Raw genomic sequence first — 18,497 nt, forward strand, 5'->3', positions numbered from 1 at the left:
GTTGAAACTCCTTCCGTGCGGCAACGATGTAACGTTAAATCCATCGTCCTTCATGCCTGACAATCAATCCGAAAATCAACCTGAAAATCAGTCTGAAAACCGGTCTGCCAAGCAACTCGCCCAAGAACACATCCCTGCCAACGAAACCGCATGCACGCGCGACCTCGCCGCGCGCCTGCAGGCCAAGATCATCCACGACAACCGGACCGGCATCATGCGGCGCGACGCGCATCCGAAGATGCATGGCGTCGTCAAGGCGGAATTCAGCATCGAACCGAACCTGCCGCCAGAGCTGCGAATCGGCCTGTTCGCCGAACCGAAGACCTACCGCGCTTGGATACGCTTTTCCAATCAGGACGCCATCATCCAGGACGATCACAAACGCGACATCCGCGGCATGGCGATCAAACTGATGGACGTGCCCGGCGAAAAGCTGCTGGAAGCCGAGCGCGATGAACAGACGCAGGATTTCATCGTCATCAGCACCAATGTCTTCGTCACGCGCGACGTCGCCGAATTCGATGCGCTGATCAAGGCGATGACCGGCAGCCTGCTGGCCAAGATTCTGTTCTTTGGCACGCACTGGCGCGTGATCTGGAACCTGCTGCTGTCGCTGAAGAAGTTCGCCAATCCGCTGCAGATGCGCTACTGGAGCACCACGCCCTATCTGTTCGGCGACACCGCCGTCAAGTATTCGGCCATCCCGCACCGCTTCGACCATGCCGCACCGTCGTCCGGCGCCGGCCCCGACTTCCTGCGCGAAGCGATGGTTCGCCAGCTGTCGCAAGGTGAAGCGCTGTTCGATTTCACGGTGCAACTGCAGAAGAACGCCAACAGCATGCCGATCGAGGACCCGGGCAGGGAATGGCGCGAAGCCGAATCGCCTTTCCGCAAGGTCGCCACGATCCGCATCCTGCAGCAGGAATTCGACAGCGACGCACAACGCGTCTTCGGCGAAAACCTGTCGTTCACGCCGTGGCACAGTCTGCCGGCGCATCGTCCGCTGGGCGGCATCAACCGCGCACGTAAGGTCGTCTACGACGCGATTTCAAGATTCCGACACGAACGCAACGGCGTACCGCGTCGCGAGCCGACGAGCTGGGATATCTGACGCGGCCGCATCCATCACGATCTATCGCAATCACCCCATTCAAGGCATCCAAGGTCGCCGCCGAATCGATCACGCATCAGGTCGGATCGACAATGCCTTTCGCGATCATGCGCAGCGCCGTCAGGCTCGGCACGAAGAAGTAATCGCCACCGCGCGTCTCGACAAAGCGCGGAATCTTCGACAGGAAATACGGCGCGCCGTCGCTGTCCGGCTCGACTTCCAGCACGGCCCGGCTTGCCGCGCTGCCGTCGTGATTGCCCAGAATGATTTCCTTGTCGTTGCCGGCTTTGAAGTCGTTGCCGTAATTGACCCACTGCTGCTGCACGAATTCGAACTGACGGCTGATGCTGGCGTTCAGCATCATGATGACGATGCCATGATTGCCGTCGTCGCGTGCGGGGTCCTGCACCTCGCCGTACGGCAGGCCGCGCCGCAGCACGCGGCGGCGGTTCGACAGTGCGCCCGGCGTCTCGAACGCCTTCGGATTGAATTCCAGCGCGGCGCGCGGATTGATGCGGCGCAGATGCGCGCTGAACGGACACTTCGCGCCGTGCGGATCGCTGTCGAAGGTGAAGCCGCTCAGCATGCGATCGCGCTCGGCCGGATTGGCGGCGGCAAACTTCGCATCCCACTCGACCTTGCTCTGCGCATCCGGCGCGGATACCAGCGGCGCACCATTGTCGCGCCAGCGGCCGACGAACTTCGCCGCCAGTAATTCCTTGCCGCCCGGGTATTTCGCGCCTTCCTTTTCCAGATAAGCGTTGAAGGTGCCGACGTTTTCGTGCAGCTTGCGATAGACCATGTAGGTGCCGTTGCGCGACAGCAGCTGCGGCAGCGGTGCGGCCGGATACTCGTTTGCCTCGTCCTTGTGCCCAAGGATGAATTCGCCGGTCTCCAGCGGCAGCCATTCGCCGTTCTTCATCTGCTTGCCGCGCCCGACCACGCGTTCCGGCCGTCCCGGCAATCCCTCGAATACCGGATCGCCTATGCCGTCGGTATAGCCGAAGTGCTCCTTCGGCGTCGGTCGGCCGTTCTCGAACAGCGCATGCACATCCTGGAACGGCAGATGCTCCTGGCCGTCGTCGCCGCGATGGCCGGAAAGGATCGCCACGCCGCCGGCACTGTGCGTCACCAGTTGCTGCAGCCATTCGTAGCGATGCTGCACGTCTTCCTTCGACTGGCCGTTGATCGAAATCCAGACGTGCACATCCTTGTGCCTGTCCTTCTCGCGGCTGTCGCGCCAGATCGGGTCCCAATGCTCGGGCGCGCTGCTACCGTCGTCGCCGAGGATGTCGCGGCGCTTCTTCATGCCCATCACGAATTCCATCGGAAAACCGATCAGCGAAGCGCGCGGCAGTTCCAGTTCTTTCAGTCCTGCATAGGTGAACGCGATGTTGACGGTCGACAGCGGCTTCTTGATCGGATTCGGGCCGTCGTTCCAGCGCACGGCGCTCGTGACTTCCTCGGTCACGCTGCCGACGAATTCGCGGCCGCGACGATGATCGCGAATGTTCAGGAAGACGTAGCGGGCGAACGGAAAGTTGTAGCGGCCGTATGCGCGCACCACGTTGCCCTGGATGTCCAGCAGGTCGAGTTCCTTTTGCACGATGATTCTCCTATCCGTTCTGCAGGTGCGACTGGCCGGCACGCCAGCTCGGGCCTTCGACGTTCAGCGGCTGCACGCGCTGGATGAATGCCTGATACGCCTTCTGCAGTTCAGCCGCCGGCAAACCCTGATGCTCTTCGGCGAAGCGGGAGAATTCCTGCTTGATGTACAGCGACTTCAATTGTTCCGGCAATGGATCGTCGGTCGAACCGACGAAAAACAGCGACACGTCGAGCTGGCATTTGCGGATGTAGGCAGCGAACGATGCCGCATCGTGCACCAGATCGAAGCCGTAGCAGAACTGCCAGATGTGGCGGATGTCGTCGCTGATCGTGTTCCACATCGTGCGCAGGTAACTGTCCAGATCGCCATGCAGATTGCACGAGAAGACGATGTACTTGGATTTCAGATGATCCTCGCGCGGCAAGGCGCGACGGCGGAAACGGTCGGAAAAGATCGACAGGAAATCGAAGAAGGTGCCGCCGAACTCGGTGCCCGGCAGCGATTCGTAATAGACGTCGTCCAACACGAAGAAGCGGCACAGGTAGGTCTGCGGCACCTTCGCCATCGGACTGTGTTCCAGCAGGCCCCAGTTCTGCAGCCGGTGCCGCACTTCGTCGCTGTAGGCCGTTCCGTCGAAATGCCCTTTCATGATCGGGCACAGGCAGGTCAAGGCGTATGCGTTGCCGTTCACATTCGATGCCATCTCATTCTCCCTTCGCCTGGTCGGCCAGGCTGACGATCGGCAGCGGCTGCATGGTACCCATGTCGTGCTGCAGGCTGCGCAGCAGCGCGTTGTACTGCCTGATGAAATCGTCGGGCGCTGCATTACTGTGCTTCGCATCGAAATCGATCAGCGCCGCCTTCAGCTTCTTAGCCGACTTGATGTCGTTCGACGACGCCATCGGATAGGCGTTGTAGTAATGATCGGTCTGGATCTGGTTGTAGGTGATATAGGAGTGGAAAGGCGTCAGCGGCACCGAGCGCGGATAGCGGATGTTCCACTTCCAGAACAGGTCGAGGCCAGCCGGAATCGCGAACGTGAACGAATCGACGTATTGCGCCCAGCTGCCGTTGAAATTGCTGAAGAACAGCATGTACGAGTAATGCAAATCTTCCTTCGGCTGCTGCTCGTCCAGATGCGGAAACTGCTTGCGGCCGACGATCACCCAACGCGCGTAATGGATCAGCGACAGCGTGATCAGCCCGCTCAGCGTGGATGGAAATTTCAGCGCGAACCAGAAGATCACCTTATTGATCCACGTCATGTACCAGCGGATCGGCGTGATCACGTTCATCGCATACGCCTTGCCTGCAATATTGGACATTGCACTCCCCTTGTCTTTTCATTCTTCGGCAGCGGATTCGGCGACCTGCATGGGAATCGCCTGTTCATCTCCGCTGCCGTCGTCCGCAGCTTGCTGCATGCGGACGCTCCCGTTCTTTCTTTGTCGGCAGCTCGCAAGCGTACCCGAGCCGATATATTTCTGGCAAATATATTTCCCGCAAGACACGGATTGCGATTCAATTGCGCAAGGCTTTGCGATATGCTTGAACCGAACTGGCAGCAAGACCATCAACCATGCGGGATGTCATGCCTTCATTTCATTCAATTCATACTTTTCTTTCCGCCCGACGCACCGATGCGCAACGCGCGCGCATTGCGAGGCGTCGCAAAAAAGCGGCGCATGATGCGCAACCGGATGCGCGCCTGCTCGACAGGCTGCAACGCACAATCAATACGCAATTGAACGGCATCGTCGGCGTGCTGGAAATGATCCGCCAGCACGAATTGACGTCCGACCAGCGCGAGCTGATCGGCCTGGCGCAACGCAGCGCCAATACGCTGCTGTCGGATGCCGGACGGCTATTCGACGCAGAGACCGGCGACAACGATGATGCGTCGATGCACGTCGACGATGCCATGCGCGATATCCGCGTGCTGGTCGTCACGCCAGACGCCAGGTTGCGCACGCAAATCGAAAACGAACTGATGCACCGCGACATGCGCGCCACCGGTGTGGAACGCGCCGATGCGGCATTGACTGCGCTGGAACAGGCCGCCGCAGCCGGCGATCCCTACCGCATTGCGCTGCTCGACCAGGATATCCAGGGCATAGACGGCGAGACGCTGGGCACAGCAATCAGCAACGCGCCAACGCATCGCGACACGCTGATCGTGCTGGTCAGCAGCGAACACGGTCGCCACGATGCGGAGCGGCTCGCAGCAGCCGGCTTCTCCGCATGGCTGCCGAAACCCGCTCCACGCCCGATGCTGGTCGATACGCTGGCGATGCTGTGCGGCTGCATCGCGAAGAAGGATGCGCCGCGCTTCATCTGCGCCGGCGTGCAGGCGCTGCTCGAACAGCCTGTGCCCGATACCGTCGATTCCTTAGCCAATTCTTTTGCCGATTCCTTTGCCGAAGCGCGCGTGATGGTGGTGGACGACAACCCCGTCAACCTCGAAGTCGCGGAACGCATGCTGACGCGTTTCGGCTGCCTGGTCGACACTGCGGCCGGCGGCGAACAGGCGCTGGAGCTGGCAGATGCCCGCCGCTACGACCTGATCCTGATGGATTGCCAGATGCCCGGCGTCGACGGTTATCAGGCGACTGCCTTGCTGCGCGCGGCCGAAGGCGGGCTGAAGCACACGCCGATCATCGGCTGGTCGTCGCGCACCAACCGTAACGAACGCGATACCTGTCTTGCCATCGGCATGGACGATTTTCTCGCCAAGCCGATGCGCATGCGCGAACTGAGCGCCATGCTGGTGCGCTGGCTGCAACGCACCGCGAAGGAAACGCCGGCGAAGCAGGACGATGAACTCGATGCGACGCGGCAGATGTTCGGCGACGATTTTCCCGAACTGGCACGGCTGTTCCTCGCCGACAGTCCACAGCGGCTGACGGCGCTACGCGACGGCATAGCGCGCGACGATGCTATTGCGATCGCCAAGTTTGCACACGTGCTGTGCGGCAGTTCGGCCTCGCTGGGTGCCACACTGCTGGCCGCACTCTGCCGCGAACTGGAAGTGACCGCCCGCAACGGCGCACTGCACGAAACACGCGTACGACTGGACGCCATCGCATTCGAATACGCGCGGATAGAAACGCGGCTACACGGCATGCTGCAATCGCCGGTCCGCTGAACGTTTTCCGCAAACACGCTACGATCTGCATCGTGATCCCACCGGAACAGGAAAGCCTGCAACATATGAACCAGATTCCCGAATCGAAGAAGAACCACCTGTGGCGCAAGACCATCTGGTACACCGATCCTGAAATCGCCCCGCTCGGCCCGCATCATTCGGTCGAAGTCTATTGCTGCGAAGAGTCGAACGGTTATGCGGTGTGGTATGCGCGGCGCCTGGCGAAGGACGATGCGCGCAATGCCAGCGGCACCGACAACGGCGACTACCTGCTCGGCTACTACGGCAGGAACGGCCGCGATGCCGCCATCGAACGCGCGGTGCTGATCGCCAACAGCGATGCCTCGGACGACAACATCATCGCCGCGCTGGACGAACTGGCAAAGAACGCGCAGAAGGTCTGATTCGTTCACGCTCCATTCTTTACGCTAGCCCTGCCTTTGTTTCATCGCTGTTTTTCGCTGTTTTTCACTGTTTCCCCGCTGTTTCCCATTTCCCATGAAGACCCTGATCATTTTCAAGGCCGGCAGCACCTTCACCGATCTCGCGCAGGCACACGGCGATTTCGAGGACTGGATCGCCGACGGCATCGGTAATGCATTGCCGATCAGCGTCGTCGATGCGCGCAAGGCCGCATCGCTGCCCGTATTCGACGAGACGGCCGGCGCCATCGTGACCGGTTCGCATGCGATGGTGACCGATCGCGCGGCATGGAGCGAACGCCTGGCCGACTGGCTGCGCGAAGCGCACCGGCGCGGCATCCCGCTGCTCGGTATCTGCTACGGCCATCAGTTGCTGGCCCATGCGCTCGGCGGCGAAGTGGATTACCGCCCACAGGGCATGGAAATCGGCAGCGTGCCCATCGACAAGACGGCGGCAGCCGACAATGATCCGCTGTTCGCCAATCTGCCGCAGCACTTCATGGCCAATGTCGTGCATAGCCAGAGCGTGCGCCGCCTGCCGCCGGATGCGACATTGCTGGCAAACAATGCATTCGAACCACATCAGGCTTTCCGCGTCGGCCGCAGCAGTTGGGGCGTGCAGTTCCATCCGGAATTCGACGATGAAGCGATGCGCTGCTATGTCGAACGGCTGGCAGACGATCTGGCTGCGAAAGGCGTCGATGTCGCTGCCAAGCGGCGCGAAGTGGTGCCGACCGCCGAAGCCGCATCCCTATTGCAGCGTTTCGGCCATCTGGCTGCCACTCACGGCGACGCCTGAGCTGTTTGAAGTTACGTCGACGTCAAATCTGAAGTTGCGTCCGAAGTTGTCGCCGCAGCCACCAAGACCGCAACTGAAATCGTTACAGCCGGTTCAGGTCGGCCACAGCGGCGGCTCGTCCATCAGTGCAATCTGCTCACGCATTTCCAGCACGCGATCCTGCCAGTAGCGCTGCGTGTTGAACCACGGGAAGGCGGCCGGAAACGCCGGATCGTCCCAGCGTCGCGCCAGCCACGCCGAGTAATGCAGCAGCCGCAGCGTGCGCAATGCCTCGATCAGATGCAGTTCGCGCGCATCGAATTCGGCGAAATCCTCGTAACCGGCCAGCAGGTCGGTCAATTGCAGCCGCTGTTCGCCGCGTTCTCCCGACAGCAGCATCCATAGATCCTGGATCGCCGGTCCGGTGCGGCTGTCGTCGAAATCGACGAAGTGCGGCCCCGCGTCCGTCCACAGCACGTTACCGACATGGCAATCGCCGTGAAGGCGCAGCAACCGCACATCGCCCGCACGATCGTAACAACGACGCACGCCGTCCAGCGCCTGCGCCGTTACGCTCTGCCACGTCTCGCGCAGATCGGCGGGAATAAAATCGTGCGCCAGCAGCCAGTCGCGCGGCTCCTCGCCGAAGCTGGCGATATCCAGTGCAGGCCGTTCCGCGAACGGCTTCGCCATACCGACCGCATGGATGCGGCCGATGAAGCGGCCCAGCCATTCGCGCGTGGCGACATCGTCCAGTTCCGGTGCGCGGCCGCCGCGACGCTCGAATACCGCAAAGCGGTAACCGGCAAAAGTGTGCAGGCTGCTGCCGGCAATCTGCATCGACGGCACTGCGGGAATTTCGGCGGCGACCAGTTCGTCGACGAAAGCGTGTTCCTCGCGGATCGCTGCATCGCTCCAGCGCTCGGGCCGGTAAAACTTGACGACCAACGGCGGGCCATCCTCGATGCCGACCTGATAGACGCGATTTTCGTAGCTGTTCAGCGCCAGCAGGCGGCCGTCGCTGTACAGGCCGACGCTTTCCAGCGCATCGAGCACGCAGTCCGGCGTCAGCGCGGCAAAGGAAAAAGCCGGCGCGGCGGGTGGCGCCTGGTCCTGGAACAGGGAATCGGAATCGTCATTCATGGAGCAGCATTGTACGGCGACACCGTTGCAGCCATGCTCGCGCATGCTGCTACACTGTCGCCCTTCCCTCAGCCGCATAGAACAGACCGCCATGCATCTCGACCAGCCTCTTTCCGACAAGGAATTCGACGAACTCGACAAGTTCCTGCTTTCCGACCGCACCGCCGACGATTGCATGACGATGGACGCGCTGCATGGTTACCTGACCGCGCTGGCAATCGGCCCCGAAGAAGTGCCGCTGCTCGAATGGCTGCCGTCGATCTGGGGCACCGACGAAAAGGCCGCGCCGAAATTCAAGACCGAAAAAGAATACGAACGCATCATCGGCCTGATCGCGCGCTTCATGAACGAGATCGCGATCACGCTGGAAGTCGCGCCGAAGGAATTCGAACCGCTGTTCTGCGAACACGAATGGGAAGGCAAGCCGGTGCTCGACGGCGAAGCCTGGGCCTGGGGCTTTACCGAAGGAATGAATCTGCGCGCCGATGCATGGCAGCCGATCTACGAATCGGAAGTCGCGCCGCTGCTGCGCCCGATCTATCTGCTCGGCGCCGAAGAAATCGAGGAAGAGGAATTGCCGCTGGTCGACACGCCGCTGAAGACGCATCAACTGGCGATCGAGATGGAAGCCGCAATTCCGGCGATCCACAAGTTCTGGCTGCCGCTGCGCAAATCGTCGGTAAAGACGGTGCAGCGCGAAACGCCGAAGACCGGCCGCAACGATCCCTGCCCTTGCGGCAGCGGCAAGAAATACAAGAAGTGCTGCGGCGCGGACGGCAGTGAGGAATAATCGAATGAACTGAGCTGCTGAATCTTCCCCTTCCGCAGCCACGGCAATAAAAAGGCGTTCAATCGAACGCCTTTTCTTTTTACTGCTTCTCTTCGTCACTCCTTGATGAAGTGCTCGCGGTAGTATCGCAATTCCTCGATCGATTCGAGAATGTCGGCCAGTGCCGTGTGCTTCTGGTGCTTCTTGAAACCGTTGACCAGATCCGGCTTCCAGCGGCGGCACAATTCCTTCAGCGTCGACACGTCCAGATTGCGGTAATGGAAGAAGGCTTCCAGCTTGGGCATGCCGCGCGCCATGAAGCGGCGGTCCTGGCAGATCGTGTTGCCGCACATCGGCGACTTGCCGGCCGGAACGTACTGCTTCAGGAATTCGACCAGCACGGCTTCCGCCTGCGCCTCATCGACCGTCGACGCCTTGACGCGGTCGATCAGACCGGAGCGGCCGTGCGTGCCCTTGTTCCAGGCATCCATGCCGTCGAGGATTTCGTCGGACTGGTGGATCGCCAGCACCGGGCCTTCGCCCAAGATGTTCAATTGGGAATCGGTCACGACGACGGCGACCTCGATGATGCGGTCCTTGTCGGGGTCCAGGCCGGTCATTTCCATGTCGACCCAGACCAGATTGAATTCGTTCGGACGCGCCGGAGCGGCGGAAGGCTGAGGCGTTTGTTCGATAGCTTGTGACATAATTGTTTCCCTAATACAGCGCAGTCCGCCATTTTCTCACAGGAAAAGCATGTCATCACACGCGTTCACCGTTTTGTTCGTCGGCTTTCTGGTCGTCTCCCTGCTCGTGCGCTTCTGGCTCGCATCGCGCCACATCCGCCATATCCTCGCACATGCAAGCGCAGTACCGGCACAATTCGCCGACCGCATCCCACTGGACGCGCATCGCCGCGCCGCCGCCTACACGATCGCGAAGACCAAGTTCACGCTGTTCATCCACTTGTTGAACGCTGCCGTACTGATCGGTTTCACGCTGCTGGGCGGGCTGCAATGGCTGTCCGTGCATGCATTCGATATCTTCGGACCCGGCTATCGCTATCAGCTGGCGCTGGTGCTGGCGTTCGCCGTGATTTCCGGTTTGGTCGAACTGCCGTTCGACTATTTCCGCCAGTTCGTGCTGGAAGCGCGCTTCGGCTTCAACCGGATGACGCCGGCATTGTTCGTGACCGACACGCTCAAGAGCTCCGTGATCTCGCTGGCGATCGGCCTCGGCCTGGTGTGGATCGTACTGATTCTGATGGACAAGTCGGGCGACCTCTGGTGGCTGTACACGTGGATCGTCTGGTGCGCCTTCCAGTTGCTGATGCTGGTCATCGGCCCGCTATTCATTGCGCCACTGTTCAACAACTTCAAGCCACTGGAAGACGAAAGCCTGAAGACGCGCATCGAGAACCTGATGGTGCGCGTCGGCTTTTCGGCAAGCGGCCTGTTCGTGATGGACGGCTCGCGCCGCAGCGCGCACGGCAATGCCTATTTCTCAGGCTTCGGCGCAGCCAAGCGCATCGTGTTCTTCGATACGCTGCTGGAACGTCTGGCACCGAACGAGATCGAGGCGGTGCTGGCGCACGAACTCGGCCACTTCAAGCTGAAGCACATCGCCAAGCGCATCGGACTGATGTTCGCCGCGTCGCTCGCCTTCCTCGCGCTGCTCGGTTATCTGAAAACCCAGGTCTGGTTCTACACCGGACTGGGCGTCGAGCCTTTGCTGGGCGCTGGCGCCAGTAGCAACGACGCAATGGCGCTGATCCTGTTCGCGCTGGTGCTGCCGGTGTTCTCCTTCCTGCTGTCGCCACTGACGTCGCTCGGCTCGCGCAAGCATGAATTCGAAGCGGACGCTTTCGCGGCGCAGTACACGAATTCGCAGGACCTAGTATCGGCACTGGTCAAGCTGTACGAAGACAATGCGTCGACGCTGACGCCCGATCCACTGCACTCGGCCTTCTACGATTCGCATCCGCCGGCTACCGTGCGCATTAACCGTCTGCTGGCTGCAGGCTAAAGACCATGAATGTCGCCGATCTGCAGAATGGACAATGCGCACCGCAGCACAGCGCACTGTCCGCTGCGGAACGCGCGCAACTGCTGCCGGCGGTTCCGGAGTGGCGCATCGAGGATGAACGTCTGGTGCGCGAATTCCGTTTCGACAATTACTACCGGACGATGGCCTTCGTAAATGCCGTCGCATGGATCGCGCACCAGCAGGATCATCATCCGGAACTGACGGTCGGCTACAACCGCTGCACGGTGCGTTACGAGACGCACACCGCCAACGGCATTTCCCTCAACGATTTCATCTGCGCCGCCAAGATCGATGCCCTCACCGCGCAACCGCAAGCCTGACAATTCATCGCAATCGCACGACAGCGTCGGCACTATCATCGCGGCGCACGGCCGGCATTACGTGGCCGACGTCGATGGCGAAAAGCTGCAGTGCGTCACGCGCGGCAAGAAGAGCGACGTCGCGGTCGGCGACCATGTTGCGCTGAAACGCACGTCGGCCGACCAGGCCGTCATCGAAGCGATCAACGAACGCGCGACGCTGCTGTACCGCTCCGACCAGTACAAGTCCAAGCTGCTGGCATCCAACGTCACGCAACTGTTCATCGTCGTCGCCACCGAGCCGGGCTTTTCCGACGATCTGGTGTCGCGCGCGCTGGTCGCGGCCGACGCCGCCGGCATCGAAGCGCACCTGATCCTGAACAAGACCGACGTGACCGAAGCGCTGGACAAGGCGCGGCAGCGTGTCGATTTCTACGGCAATCTCGGTTATCCGGTGCATGCCATTTCGGCGCGCGCCGAACCGGATGCCACGCAGGCCCTGCTGATGCCGCTGCTGCAAGGCAAATCGACGATCCTGATCGGCCAGTCCGGCATGGGCAAATCGTCGATCATCAACCTGATCGTGCCGGACGCCGACGCCGCCGTGCGCGAGATTTCGGCCGCGCTCGATACCGGCAAGCACACAACGACCTTCACGCGGCTCTACACAATCGATGCCGACACCACCGTCATCGATTCGCCGGGATTCCAGGAATTTGGCCTCTACCATCTGACCGAAGGCATGCTGGAACGCGCCTTCCCCGAATTCCGTCCGCATCTCGGTCATTGCAAGTTTTACAACTGTCATCATGTCAACGAACCGGACTGCGCGATCCGCACGGCAGTCGAACACGGCGAAATCAGCGCCATGCGGCATGAGCTGTATCTGCAATTGCTGCACGAATCGTCGCAGAAGCTGTACTGACGACTGTCGCAGGCCCTAGTCCTGTATTTTCGCCCTTCACCCGCCTCCCCGCTCGAAACCGGGCAATGCCGATAGTGAACCTCGCCTGCCGCCCTTCGGTTCCTCCCCACAAGCAACGGAAATCGGCCATGAATCGACCGTGCATCTGCCCCGGATCGCCTCCGGTATCGGCCTTTCTCCCGGTCCGGCGTAGTTTTTGGGGGTAAATTCCCTTATAATTGAAGAAGTTAGAACAATCGGCGGCAGGCGCCAACCTCGCCGCCGTTTTCATTATGGCAATCAAACATTTTCTGCAGTTTTCGGATCTGAAGCTGGACGAGTTCGAATATTTGATCGAACGCACGCGCCTCATCAAACGAAAATTCAAGAACTATGAGCCGCACCACACGCTGGCCGATCGCACGCTGGTGATGGTGTTCGAAAAGAATTCCACGCGCACCCGCCTGTCGTTCGAGGCCGGCATGCATCAGATGGGCGGCGCCGCCATCTATCTGAACACGCGCGACAGCCAGCTCGGCCGCGGCGAACCGGTGGAAGACGCAGCGCAAGTCATGTCCCGCATGTGCGACGTCATCATGATCCGTACCTTCGGCCAGGACATCATCGACCGCTTCGCCGCCAATTCGCGCGTGCCGGTCATCAACGGCCTGACCAACGAACATCATCCCTGCCAGGTACTGGCCGATGTCTTCACCTACATCGAGCAGCGCGGTTCGATCAAGGGCAAGACCGTGGCCTGGGTCGGCGACGCCAACAACATGCTGTACTCGTGGCTGCAGGCAGCCGAAGTGTTCGACTTCCACGTCAAGGTTTCCACGCCGCGCGGCTACGACATCGATCCGTCGCTGGTCGCGCCGGGCAACACGCATTACACCGTACACGCGACGCCGACCGAAGCCTGCACTGATGCCGATCTGGTCACGACCGACGTCTGGACCAGCATGGGCTTCGAAGAGGAAAACGCCGCACGCCTGCAGGCCTTCGACGGCTGGATCGTCGATGCCGCCAAGATGGCACGCGCCAAGCCGGACGCCCTGTTCATGCACTGCCTGCCCGCGCATCGCGGCGAGGAAGTCGCTGCCGAAGTCATCGACGGCCCGCAGTCGGTAGTCTGGGATGAAGCCGAGAACCGGCTGCACGTACAGAAGGCGTTGCTCGAATATCTGGTGCTCGGCAAGCTCGACTGAACACCGCCGCCGAAAGACATCGCTCCATTCCCGATTTACTCATTCCCCCAACATCAATCAGCACATCAGGCAATCATGTCGACCATTCTTCAATCCGTTCCCGTCAACCAGAAAGTGGGCATCGCCTTTTCCGGCGGCCTCGATACCAGCGCAGCACTGCACTGGATGAAGCAGAAAGGCGCACAGCCTTATGCCTACACCGCCAATCTCGGTCAGCCGGATGAACCGGACTACGATGCGATTCCGAAGAAAGCCCTGCAGTACGGCGCAGAAAAAGCGCGCCTGATCGACTGCCGCGAACAGCTGGCTGCCGAAGGCATCGCTGCGCTGCAAAGCGGCGCCTTCCACATCTCGACCGGCGGCATCACCTACTTCAACACGACGCCGCTGGGCCGTGCCGTCACCGGCACCATGCTGGTCGCCGCCATGCAGGAAGACAACGTCGACATCTGGGGCGACGGCTCGACCTTCAAGGGCAACGACATCGAGCGCTTCTACCGCTACGGCCTGCTGATCAACCCGGCGCTGCGCATCTACAAGCCGTGGCTGGACGATGCCTTCATTCGCGAACTCGGCGGCCGCAAGGAAATGTCCGAATTCCTGATCAAGTCCGGTTTCGACTACAAGATGTCCGTCGAAAAAGCCTACTCGACCGATTCCAACATGCTGGGCGCGACGCACGAAGCGAAGGATCTCGAATTCCTCAACAGCGGCATCAAGATCGTGCAGCCGATCATGGGCGTCGCGTTCTGGCGCGACGACGTTGAAGTCAAGCGCGAAGAAGTCACCGTGCGCTTCGAGGAAGGCCGTCCGGTCGCACTGAACGGCGTGGCCTATTCCAGCCTGGTCGACCTGATCATGGAAGCCAACCGCATCGGCGGCCGTCACGGCCTCGGCATGAGCGACCAGATCGAGAACCGCATCATCGAAGCCAAGAGCCGCGGCATCTACGAGGCGCCGGGACTGGCGCTGCTGTTCATCGCCTACGAACGTCTCGTTACCGGCATCCACAACGAAGACACGATCGAACAATATCGCGACAACGGCCGCAAACTGGGCCGTCTGCTGTACCAGGGCCGCTGGTTCGATCCGCAAGCCATCATGCTGCGCGAAGCGTCGCAGCGCTGGGTCGCGCGCGCCGTCACCGGCGAAGTCACGCTCGAACTGCGCCGCGGCAACGACTACTCGATCCTCAACACCGAATCGCCGAATCTGACGTACGCGCCGGAACGCCTGTCGATGGAGAAGGTGGAAGATGCACCGTTCTCGCCGGCCGACCGTATCGGCCAACTGACGATGCGCAATCTGGACATCAGCGACACGCGCGACAAGCTCGGCATCTACAGCAAGGTCGGCCTGCTGTCCGGCAATTCGTCCGTCGCGCTACCGCGTCCGAACAAGGATGGCAACAAGAAGTAATTCACCCATTACTCATTACGAAGAAATCATGACCACTCAATTCGACAACGTCTCCGTCATCAAACAGGCCAATGTCTACTTCGACGGCAAATGCGTCTCGCACACGGTGCTGTTCCCGGACGGCAGCAAGAAAACCATCGGCGTGATCTTCCCCTCGACGCTGAAGTTCAACACCGGCGCCGCCGAGATCATGGAACTGAACGCCGGCAAATGCCGCATCAAGCTGGCAGGCGCATCCGACTGGAAAATCTACGAAGGCGGCCAGAAGTTCGACGTGCCGGCCAACTCCAGCTTCGATATCGAAACCATCGAAATGCTGGATTACGTCTGCTATTACCTGTAACGCGACACCCGTACCGCAGATCGAAAAAGCCCGGCGGTTGTCCGGGCTTTTTTTACGGGCGGCGGGACATTTGGCAGGACTTGCTTTCATCTTCGCCGCATACCTCGCGCAATGCATATCGCGCCATCGCAGCAGCAGAAGGTCAGCAAGAATCCGATGCAGTCCTACCGCCTATAATGGATGTTGTTGAAGGCCGGATGACGCCGATCCGTTCGAGTTAATTTACCCATCACGCTTCTGCCCGTCCCGGCAGTTGCCGTCTCTTCTTCGCAGGAAGGAAAAGCATGATCCTTGGCATTGATGTGGGAGGCACGCATACCGATTCGGTATTGATGCAAGACCGTAAAATCATCCGTAAATCCAAAGTACTGACCGACAAGAACGACATCCTCGGCTGCGTAATGCGTGCAACGCAGGCTGTCGTGACGCCGGAAGACATCAAGAAGCTGAAGCGCATCGTTCTCAGCACCACGATTTCCACCAACGCGGTCGCGCAGAACCAGCTCGAACCGGTCGGTCTGATCGTCATGAACGGACCGGGTGTATCGCCCAAGGATCTGCCGCTGTTCGATCAGGCGCATTTCATCACCGGCTACATGAACCATCGCGGTATCGAAGCCGAAGCGATCGACGAAGATGAACTGGCCGCGCTGAAACAGCAGTTCGCCGCCGACAAGATCGACAACCTCGCCATCATCGGCAAGTTTTCTACGCGTAATCCTGTACACGAACAGGAAGTGAGCGGCTTCTTTGCCGACCAAGCAGCGCATGTCTCGCTCGGCCATCACCAGTCCGGCGTGCTGAATTTCCCGCGCCGCATTGCGACCACCTATCTGAACTCCGCCATCTGGCGTTTGCACAGCCGCATGATCGACCAGCTGGAAAGCTATCTGCACGAACTCGGCGCCGATGTACCGCTATTCATCCTGAAGGCCGACGGCGGCACCATCGGCGTCAAGCAGTCGCGCCTCTATCCGGTACAAACCATCCTGTCCGGACCCGCCGCCACCATCATGGGCGTGCTGCCCTTCGTCTCTTCGACGGGCGATTCGGTATCGATCGATATCGGCGGCACCACCACCGACATCGCACTGTTCGCCGACGGCGCACCGCTGCTGGAACCGAAAGGCGTGGAGATTGAAGGCCACAAGACGCTGATCCGCGGCCTGCTCACGCATTCGATGGCGCTTGGCGGCGACAGCCATGTGCAAGTCGTCGATGGAAAGTTGCAGGTCGGCCCGGAACGCAAGGGCGCGGCAATGGCATTCGACGGCCCGGTGCCGACGCCGACCGATGCACTGATCGTGCTGGGACGCGCCACCATCGGCGACAAGGCCAAGGCGTTGCGCGCAATGGAAAGTCTTGCCGCCGCGCTGAAGTTAACGCCGAAACAGGTCGCGCAAGCCGTCATCGACGCCATGTGCGCCAGCATTACCGCCAAGGTTCGCCAGATGATCGCCGATGTCAACAGCAAGCCGGTCTACACGATCCACGAACTGCTCGAAGGCAAGACGCTGCATCCGCAGCAACTGATCGCCGTCGGCGGACCGGCGCCTTACGTGGCAAACCAGATCGGCGAATTGCTGGCGATGCCGGCCGTGGTGCCGGACAACTCCGAAGTGATCAACGCCACCGGCGCCGCCACCGCACGCACAACCGTAGAGCTGAACCTGCTGGCCGATACCGAATCGCAGGAACTGACCTTCGCCGAGGATGGCAGGAAGATGCAGATTTCGTCGCGCACCACGGTCGACGACGTGGTCGACATCGGCCGCGAACGGCTGATCGAAATCGCGAAAGCCGCCGGCGCACAGGACGAAGACGTGGAAGTCGAAGTCGCGGACTGCCAGTCGTTCAACGTGATCCACGGCTATTCGACCACCGGCAAGAACATCCGCGTCCGCTTGCAGATCAAGCCCGGACTGATCAAGCACGAACCAACGCAACAGAAACAAGTTTGAGAGGTGACATCGTGACCAACAAAACAGGATTGGTATTTTTCCCGGCATTCGACTACGCGATTTCGCCGACGCATCCTGAACGCGAAGAGCGTCTTTTGTACACGCAGGACCAGGTGTTCGAGGAAGGCCTGCTGGACTTCGACAACATCAAGGAATTCAAGCCGGGACTCGCGACCAAGGAAGACATCCAGCGCGTGCATTTCTGCGTGCCCGGCATCGACGAGATCGTGCATGCCTCGCACCTGATCGCCGTCGGCGGCTGCATCACCGCGGCCGACAAGGTAATGACCAAGGAAGTCGACAACGCGTTCGCATTGGTGCGTCCCTGCGGCCATCACTCCTTCCGTGTCGTGCATGGCAGCCGCGGCTTCTGCACGCTGAACATGGAAGCGATCATGGTGGAGTACATCCGCCACAAGTACGGCGTGAAGAAGATCGCGATCGTCGATACCGACTGCCACCACGGCGACGGCTCGCAGGACATCTTCTGGCACGATCCGAACACGCTGTTCATCTCGCTGCATCAGGACGGCCGCACGCTGTATCCAGGCTCCGGCTTCCCGAGCGAACTGGGCGGACCAAACGCCTTCGGCACCACGATCAACCTGCCGATGCCGCCGGACACCTGCGAGGAAGGCTTCCTGTACGTGCTCGACGAAATCGTGATGCCGATTTTGGAAGAGTTCAAACCGGACCTGATCATCAATTCGGCCGGCCAGGACAACCACTATTCTGATCCGATCACCAACATGAAATTCACCGCGCATGGTTACGCAGTGCTGAACCAGCGCCTGAAGCCGGACCTCGCGGTACTGGAAGGCGGCTACTCGATCGAGACCGCGCTGCCCTACATCAACACCGGCATCATCCTCGCGATGGCCGGCATGGATTTCAGCCACATCAAGGAACCGGACTACGACGCGGAAGACCAGAAGCAGCCGGCCGCAATCGGCGCCTATCTGGAAAAGCTGAAGGATGCGACCTTCTATCACTGGAACAACCGGGAAGCGTTGCGCGAGCAAGTGTATCCGCAGCAGGAATTCCACCATCGCACGCAGGACGTGTATTACGACACCGCCGGCATCCGTGAACACATCAACGAAACCGTGCGTTCGTGCACGGAATGCGGTGGCACGGTCGTCATCGATTCGCAATGCGAAGATACGCGCAGCCATATCCTGGCCGTGCAGATTCCGCGTTACGCATGTGCGGCCTGCCGCAGTCACGGCGAAGCGGAATACGAAAAGGCGAAAACCGGGCGTGGGGAATATACGCAGGTATTCCTGCAGGATAAGGACAACGATCGCTATCTATCCAAGTAAATCTGTCTAAGGAATACT

General features: G+C 60.4%; 18 protein-coding genes. 13 read left to right on the plus strand and 5 right to left on the minus strand.

The annotated features are described in order from the left end of the window. The first annotated feature begins 52 nt into the window (after positions 1 to 52). Entirely contained in the window at positions 53 to 1,111 is a 1,059-nt protein-coding gene (locus tag ACO1VH_RS03285; RefSeq protein WP_486242410.1) for a catalase family protein, read from the plus strand. 76 nt (positions 1,112 to 1,187) lie between these two features. Here ACO1VH_RS03285 and ACO1VH_RS03290 read toward each other — a convergent pair whose 3' ends face one another. Genes ACO1VH_RS03290 through ACO1VH_RS03300 form a run of 3 tightly spaced genes read right to left on the minus strand, consistent with a single transcriptional unit; the run spans position 1,188 to position 4,045 of the window. After that, on the minus strand, positions 1,188 to 2,717 hold the full coding sequence (locus ACO1VH_RS03290) for a Dyp-type peroxidase (RefSeq protein ID WP_486242411.1): 1,530 nt from the start codon (positions 2,715 to 2,717) through the stop codon (positions 1,188 to 1,190). Positions 2,718 to 2,727: 10 nt separating this feature from the next. After that, the gene (locus ACO1VH_RS03295) at positions 2,728 to 3,423 is read right to left on the minus strand and encodes a hypothetical protein (RefSeq protein ID WP_486242413.1); all 696 of its coding nucleotides are present in this window, start codon (positions 3,421 to 3,423) and stop codon (positions 2,728 to 2,730) included. Between the two features lies 1 nt (position 3,424). Next, positions 3,425 to 4,045: a hypothetical protein gene (locus ACO1VH_RS03300; protein ID WP_486242414.1), complete on the minus strand. Its 621-nt coding sequence runs from the start codon at positions 4,043 to 4,045 to the stop codon at positions 3,425 to 3,427. 266 nt (positions 4,046 to 4,311) lie between these two features. Here ACO1VH_RS03300 and ACO1VH_RS03305 point away from each other — a divergent pair, with 266 nt between their 5' ends. From ACO1VH_RS03305 to ACO1VH_RS03315, 3 genes are all read left to right on the plus strand, one after another. After that, complete coding sequence (locus ACO1VH_RS03305; RefSeq protein ID WP_486242415.1) at positions 4,312 to 5,865, plus strand: response regulator; 1,554 nt, start codon at positions 4,312 to 4,314, stop codon at positions 5,863 to 5,865. 65 nt (positions 5,866 to 5,930) lie between these two features. After that, on the plus strand, positions 5,931 to 6,269 hold the full coding sequence (locus ACO1VH_RS03310) for a hypothetical protein (protein ID WP_486242416.1): 339 nt from the start codon (positions 5,931 to 5,933) through the stop codon (positions 6,267 to 6,269). Between the two features lie 94 nt (positions 6,270 to 6,363). Then, on the plus strand, positions 6,364 to 7,086 hold the full coding sequence (locus ACO1VH_RS03315) for a glutamine amidotransferase (RefSeq protein WP_486242418.1): 723 nt from the start codon (positions 6,364 to 6,366) through the stop codon (positions 7,084 to 7,086). Between the two features lie 93 nt (positions 7,087 to 7,179). Here the strand turns inward: ACO1VH_RS03315 and ACO1VH_RS03320 are convergent, their stop codons facing one another. Further along, entirely contained in the window at positions 7,180 to 8,208 is a 1,029-nt protein-coding gene (locus ACO1VH_RS03320; RefSeq protein WP_486242419.1) for a serine/threonine protein kinase, read from the minus strand. A 91-nt stretch (positions 8,209 to 8,299) separates the two neighbouring features. Here ACO1VH_RS03320 and ACO1VH_RS03325 point away from each other — a divergent pair, with 91 nt between their 5' ends. Beyond that, positions 8,300 to 8,998, plus strand: coding sequence for a UPF0149 family protein (locus ACO1VH_RS03325; RefSeq protein WP_486242420.1), 699 nt, complete (start codon positions 8,300 to 8,302; stop codon positions 8,996 to 8,998). A gap of 95 nt (positions 8,999 to 9,093) precedes the next feature. On the opposite strand, the gene orn is transcribed toward ACO1VH_RS03325, so the two are convergent. Then, positions 9,094 to 9,684 (minus strand): oligoribonuclease, encoded by a 591-nt coding sequence (gene orn / locus ACO1VH_RS03330; RefSeq protein ID WP_486242422.1) that lies wholly within the window; start codon positions 9,682 to 9,684, stop codon positions 9,094 to 9,096. A 49-nt stretch (positions 9,685 to 9,733) separates the two neighbouring features. Here orn and ACO1VH_RS03335 point away from each other — a divergent pair, with 49 nt between their 5' ends. From ACO1VH_RS03335 to ACO1VH_RS03370, 8 genes are all read left to right on the plus strand, one after another. Continuing rightward, positions 9,734 to 11,002, plus strand: a complete 1,269-nt coding sequence (locus tag ACO1VH_RS03335; RefSeq protein ID WP_486242423.1) for a M48 family metallopeptidase — start codon at positions 9,734 to 9,736, stop codon at positions 11,000 to 11,002. A gap of 5 nt (positions 11,003 to 11,007) precedes the next feature. After that, positions 11,008 to 11,343: a 4a-hydroxytetrahydrobiopterin dehydratase gene (locus ACO1VH_RS03340; protein WP_486242425.1), complete on the plus strand. Its 336-nt coding sequence runs from the start codon at positions 11,008 to 11,010 to the stop codon at positions 11,341 to 11,343. Beyond that, entirely contained in the window at positions 11,315 to 12,247 is a 933-nt protein-coding gene (gene rsgA, locus ACO1VH_RS03345; protein WP_486242426.1) for a ribosome small subunit-dependent GTPase A, read from the plus strand. The genes ACO1VH_RS03340 and rsgA overlap by 29 nt, the downstream gene beginning before the upstream one ends. A 272-nt stretch (positions 12,248 to 12,519) precedes the next feature. Continuing rightward, the gene (gene argF / locus ACO1VH_RS03350) at positions 12,520 to 13,434 is read left to right on the plus strand and encodes an ornithine carbamoyltransferase (protein WP_486242427.1); all 915 of its coding nucleotides are present in this window, start codon (positions 12,520 to 12,522) and stop codon (positions 13,432 to 13,434) included. A gap of 75 nt (positions 13,435 to 13,509) precedes the next feature. Beyond that, positions 13,510 to 14,853, plus strand: coding sequence for an argininosuccinate synthase (gene argG / locus ACO1VH_RS03355; RefSeq protein WP_486242429.1), 1,344 nt, complete (start codon positions 13,510 to 13,512; stop codon positions 14,851 to 14,853). Between the two features lie 28 nt (positions 14,854 to 14,881). After that, positions 14,882 to 15,196, plus strand: a complete 315-nt coding sequence (gene ppnP, locus ACO1VH_RS03360; RefSeq protein ID WP_486242431.1) for a pyrimidine/purine nucleoside phosphorylase — start codon at positions 14,882 to 14,884, stop codon at positions 15,194 to 15,196. A 284-nt stretch (positions 15,197 to 15,480) separates the two neighbouring features. Then, positions 15,481 to 17,157: a hydantoinase/oxoprolinase family protein gene (locus ACO1VH_RS03365; RefSeq protein ID WP_486242432.1), complete on the plus strand. Its 1,677-nt coding sequence runs from the start codon at positions 15,481 to 15,483 to the stop codon at positions 17,155 to 17,157. A gap of 11 nt (positions 17,158 to 17,168) precedes the next feature. Beyond that, on the plus strand, positions 17,169 to 18,479 hold the full coding sequence (locus ACO1VH_RS03370; RefSeq protein ID WP_486242433.1) for a histone deacetylase family protein: 1,311 nt from the start codon (positions 17,169 to 17,171) through the stop codon (positions 18,477 to 18,479). Positions 18,480 to 18,497 lie beyond the last annotated feature (18 nt).

This window comes from Oxalicibacterium sp. (assembly GCF_057353965.1).